We start from the raw sequence: 4,687 nt of genomic DNA on the forward strand, positions 1-4,687 counted from the left end.
CTACTACAGTCCGGGCAGCCACCACCATGATTTCCTGTTTTTGCACCCCATCTTCCACCACTTTCCCCAGAGGCAGATAGTCCAGCATAACCTCCCGCACCGGAATGGGCAGATGGGCTTCCGCTTCCAGGGGCACCGCCATGGCCAGTTCCCGTTCCTTCATGACCGGCAGGGTAAAATGACGGATAAATACACTCTGACCTGCTACCGCCGTTGCTACCGGTAGCTGGGGCGGTACCCCTTCGGCCAGCTGGCGCAGGGCATCAGCCAGCAGGGGAAAATCCCTTATCCATTCCCCTTCCATGGCCCCCTGAGGAGTGGGTAAGCGCTTAAAGCGGACGATTTCCTTTTTGGTCCCCTGGCGGCGCACCTGCAGCAATTTGAGGGAATGCTCCCCGATATCTATCCCCACTACTTCTGTACTCTGTTTTTTCGCAAACCAATTCATGCCCTATCCTGCCTTTCTCTCACCGATAAGACTCCTGCCAGTCAACGATCTGAAATGAAGACATGTACTGGCCTAATGAACTATTGATTTTGTTTAATATAGACTTGAATCTATCATCATCTTCTTCTTCGTTATCATCTTCTTCATCCTTCCACCATTTGTTGTGCCCTTTTTCCCAGAGACGGATTTTGACGTCCCCTTTATTCAAGTTAAAATTACCCCTGGCCATGATTCCGCCATTGATATTGACCTTGCCCCATTTCTTGTCATTATCATGTTTGCCATCATTTTTCACTGCTTCAATATTAATATCCCTGGCTGCATAGATAAAGCCATCAAAGTTCACTGCTTCCTTAATAGTTACCGAACCGGAAAGGGAGATAATCACCACTGGATTGGTATCCTCTTTTTTACGCTTATCATCCCCCTTTTTGGCGGGAGCGTAAATTTCAATATCTTTATCCGCTACAATAATACACGGGGATTTGGGATTACCATTATATATAATTAATGGCTGGGTGTCTGCATTCTTAAAGTAGGCAATCGGGTTACCTGACTCAGGGTTCCAGTTAGTTAACTTGATTTCCCTTATTTCCGGCCTCTGTAAATATTTATCGAGATCCTCAACAATAATTTCCGGCAAGTAAATCGGCGTTCCTTTTTGAGGGCCCCGATTTTTCCAGTGGGACGTGAAGCTTTCTTTTATTTCCCCGGCAACCGCTGGGGACTCTTCAAATCTGCTTTCCCCGGCAAAATTCCAGTCACCATTCACCTGTACCTTGCCTTTGTGTACCTTGATCTTAGCCGGTTCAGTGCCAGTACCTCCAGTAAAATCACCGCCTACCACCAGAGCATAGGGCCAGTTGCTCCAGTCAAATCCCAGTTTCACCCTGGCCGTTGCAGTAGCCTGAAACTCCCGGCTCCCTTCCCGACCGGTAGCGGTACTGCTGATTTCATAGGCAACATCATTTGAGCCGGGTTTAATAATATTAGCAACAATCGTTTCATTGCCAAGGGTAACCTGTACCTGACTTTGCACTTTATCTTTATCCTTTTTCAAGGCCGCCAGCCCGGCCGCTACCCCGGACTGGGCCGCATAGCGGGCTTTGGTTTGAGCGATATTTCCGGTCAGGGTGTATGTGCGACCATAAGTAAGATAGAGGATGATTGAGGCCAGAACCATGAACACCATGAAAACCACCAGGGCCGTTACCAGTGTAGAACCTTTTTGCCCATCCTTGTTCTTGAGCATAATCCATCCCCCCTAAATCTTGACCCGCCGGGGACTTTCTGCCATCGTTACTGTCATAACGCTGTTTTTAAGCCTTGCCGTAATCCGCCAGGAGATTACATACCCCTGGCCTCCCCCTTGACTTAGCCAGTCTAAATTTTCGATTTTTATTTCATCCCCGGAAATTTTTTTATTTATACCACCGGCTTCCCGGAAAAGAGCCTGACCGCTGCTATCATATACATAACGGACCACTTCGTTGGCGGAAAGGATCACCCGCATTTCCTGTCCGTTGATTTCTACCAGTTCAGCTCTACGAATATCTGCGGCAATCTGTTCATTGAGCACAGCCAGTGCATCCTGAAGCCGTAACTCACTGCTTGTTTCCGTATAGCTCCTGTAAGTTGTTAAAAAGAAACTGTTTATAGCCATCAGGACTATACCCATAAGCACCAGCACCACCAGCAATTCTACCAGAGTATAGCCTGCTTGTCGCCTTCCGTTCATAAGCACCGCCCCATTCATTCGGTTTTGAGCACGGACAGGCTTAAATCCCTGCTGGCATTAGACCCGCGTTCCAGATAAGTGACTGTAACGGTCAGGTTCAAGAGCTTAAGGTTTGCAGGGGAGCTGCTCGCCGGTCTCTTAACCTGCAGGCTCCAGTTAAAATCAGTACCATCTATAGTTATTCGCCCCGATTGCTGCTCATTTTCTCTGACATCCTGATGAATATAATACTCCAACCGCTCCTGGGCCAGCCTTAGTGCCTGTTCCCGCTGTTTATCCTGCACAGTCTGGCGCAAATTGGAGGTAAAGAGCGGCAAAGCAGCCACCAGCAAAATAGCTATTATGGCCAGCCCGGCCAGCACTTCCACCAGGGTAAATCCTTCCTGCGCCTGCTTTTTAATCATAACATCACCTGCCAGTACCAGTTCAGGAGCCGATCACTCCAGTACCAGACTACATAAGTCCCCATAGCCAGAAAAGGCCCAAAGGGCAGGGACATCCCCCGGATCTGGCCTTTTTTCAGCCCCAGGATAATGCCAGCTGTGGCTCCCAGCAGGGACGCCAGGAAAAGGGCCAGGAAAACCTGGGGCCAGCCCAGCCACAGCCCCATGACCAGGGCCATTTTCCCATCCCCCAGACCCATCCCTGCCGGGTAGAGGAATGCAATAAGGAAGAGGACTCCTCCTCCCAGGAATGCTCCAATTAATGCCGATGTCCAGGACGGTTCTCCATTCAGGAAAATATGGGCTCCTGCCAGAACCGCACCGGCCAGATTGACTTTATTCAACAGTAAGCGCTGCTGCCAGTCAATAACGGTATGCACCAGCAGCCAGCTGCCCAGTAGAGCCGAAAACAGAGCCTGACTGCTAAGCCCGTAAAAGCTGTACGCCTGCCACCAGAGTAGGGCATTGGTCATTTCCACCAGGGGATATTGCCAGCTGATGGGTTGACCGCAATAGGCACATTTACCCCGCTGCCAGAAAAAACTGAAGACGGGCACCAGGTGCCACCATTTGAGAGGTTGTTCACAATGGGGGCAGCTCGAACCCGGCCAGAGCAGGGATTGGTCCCGGGGGAGACGGTAGATGACGACATTGAGAAAACTGCCGATAATGAGGCCGAGAAGCAAGCTTAGTACGGACATGGAGTCAACTCCTTTGTAAAGGTAGGCCCGCCCCGGCTGGGGCGGGAATGATTAGTTTTTTAGTTTGAGTTAAAATTTAACTCGTATTGGCTTTTACCGCTGTTCCACGTAGGTGTTTTGCCGGCTTGCCATTTAAAATCTTCGTCAATAAGCTTTGCATTTTTTAAGTCTGTGATTGTAGCTCTATAGCTACTAACATTAGGTGTCGCACCATTGTTTAGCAATTTATACCTCTCTATGGCCGAATTCAGTTGCTCTAATTGTGCTAAGTCTGCCTTCTGTTTAGCTACATCTACGTTGCCACCCAGTTTAGGAATGAGCAAAGCCGCAATTACCCCCAGGATAACAATGACCACCAGCAGCTCTACCAGAGTAAAGCCCTGTTCTCTCTCACGGATGCGCTTCATGCGCTCCCCGATTTTGATCAACATTCCTTTCACCCCCTTTCAAAGCTTTCTCTCTATCCCTACTGCCCCCCGATATGTCCATACAAATCAAAGATGGGCAGTATGGTGCTAACGATAATGGCCCCCACCACAATGGCCAGAAAGCCGATCAGTAAAGGCTCCAGCAGGGAGGCCAAGCTCTCGGTGGTGTTCTTTACCTCCCGGTCATAGAAATCCGCCACTTTGCTCAGCATGCCATCCAGGTTCCCCGTTTCCTCGCCCACTGCCACCATCTGGGTCACCAGGGGCGGGAACACCCCGGTTTGCTCCAGGGGAGCGGCAATTCCTTCCCCTTCCCGAATATTGTCCCTGGTGCTGAGCAGGGCCCGGCCAATTACCCGGTTACCGGCTACTTCAGCCACCACCTCCACCGCCTGCAGGATGGGCACCCCGGTAGCCAGCAGCGTCCCCAGAGTACGGCAAACCCGGGCCAAAGCCACCTTTTTGCTCAGTTCCCCGAATACGGGCAAGCGGAGAACAAGGGCATCCCGCCAGTTTTTGCCCTCTTCCGTAGCCAGAAAACGGCTGAGGAGAAGACCTCCCCCGGCCAGTAATAACAGCCAGAGATACCAGTAACCGGTCAGGGCTGAACTTATGCCCAGCAAAATCCGGGTAGCCAGAGGCAGTTCTGCCTTGAAGCTGTTGAACATGGCCACAAAAGTGGGTACCACGGTAGTGAGCAAGAGGATGACTACTCCAATGGCAAAGAGCATGATCACCAGGGGATAGCGGGTAGCGGTCTTGATTTTTTCCCGCAGTTCATATTCCTTTTCATAATGATCAGCCAGGCGCTCCAGCACCTTGTCCAGCACCCCGCCGATCTCCCCGGCCCGCAGCATGGTGACATAAAGCTCGGGAAAAACCCGGGGATGGCGCTGCATGGCCCCATAGAGGGTGGAACCTCCCTCCAC

At 51.0% G+C, this 4,687-nt stretch carries 7 protein-coding genes; all 7 read right to left on the bottom strand.

Going from position 1 to position 4,687, the window contains the following annotated elements; translation table 11 throughout:
- Positions 1-448 (bottom strand): type IV pilus biogenesis protein PilM (gene pilM / locus JDF658_RS03985; RefSeq protein WP_159446552.1); only part of this gene is annotated, 448 nt, incomplete at its 3' end.
- A 19-nt stretch (positions 449-467) separates the two neighbouring features.
- Positions 468-1,700, bottom strand: a complete 1,233-nt coding sequence (locus tag JDF658_RS03990) for a hypothetical protein (protein WP_079906537.1) — start codon at positions 1,698-1,700, stop codon at positions 468-470.
- 12 nt (positions 1,701-1,712) lie between these two features.
- A complete protein-coding gene (locus tag JDF658_RS03995) occupies positions 1,713-2,186 on the bottom strand; it encodes a prepilin-type N-terminal cleavage/methylation domain-containing protein (RefSeq protein WP_159446553.1) in 474 nt (157 codons plus the stop codon).
- 14 nt (positions 2,187-2,200) lie between these two features.
- Entirely contained in the window at positions 2,201-2,590 is a 390-nt protein-coding gene (locus JDF658_RS04000; protein WP_078666035.1) for a type II secretion system protein, read from the bottom strand.
- On the bottom strand, positions 2,587-3,330 hold the full coding sequence (locus tag JDF658_RS04005; RefSeq protein WP_079906539.1) for an A24 family peptidase: 744 nt from the start codon (positions 3,328-3,330) through the stop codon (positions 2,587-2,589). The genes JDF658_RS04000 and JDF658_RS04005 overlap by 4 nt, the downstream gene beginning before the upstream one ends.
- A gap of 59 nt (positions 3,331-3,389) precedes the next feature.
- Positions 3,390-3,761: a type II secretion system protein gene (locus JDF658_RS04010; protein WP_079906540.1), complete on the bottom strand. Its 372-nt coding sequence runs from the start codon at positions 3,759-3,761 to the stop codon at positions 3,390-3,392.
- A 35-nt stretch (positions 3,762-3,796) separates the two neighbouring features.
- Positions 3,797-4,687: type II secretion system F family protein (locus tag JDF658_RS04015; RefSeq protein ID WP_159446554.1), on the bottom strand; the 891-nt coding region annotated here is incomplete at its 5' end.

Source organism: Carboxydocella sp. JDF658 (assembly GCF_002049395.1).
Lineage (GTDB): Bacteria > Bacillota.

Excerpts from the sequence above, each read along its gene's own strand:
- JDF658_RS03995 (WP_159446553.1), bottom strand. The coding sequence starts at position 2,186 with ATGAACGGAAGGCGACAAGCAGGCTATACTCTGGTAGAATTGCTGGTG.
- JDF658_RS04010 (WP_079906540.1), bottom strand. The coding sequence starts at position 3,761 with ATGTTGATCAAAATCGGGGAGCGCATGAAGCGCATCCGTGAGAGAGAA.
- JDF658_RS04005 (WP_079906539.1), bottom strand. The coding sequence starts at position 3,330 with ATGTCCGTACTAAGCTTGCTTCTCGGCCTCATTATCGGCAGTTTTCTC.
- JDF658_RS04000 (WP_078666035.1), bottom strand. The coding sequence starts at position 2,590 with ATGATTAAAAAGCAGGCGCAGGAAGGATTTACCCTGGTGGAAGTGCTG.
- JDF658_RS03990 (WP_079906537.1), bottom strand. The coding sequence starts at position 1,700 with ATGCTCAAGAACAAGGATGGGCAAAAAGGTTCTACACTGGTAACGGCC.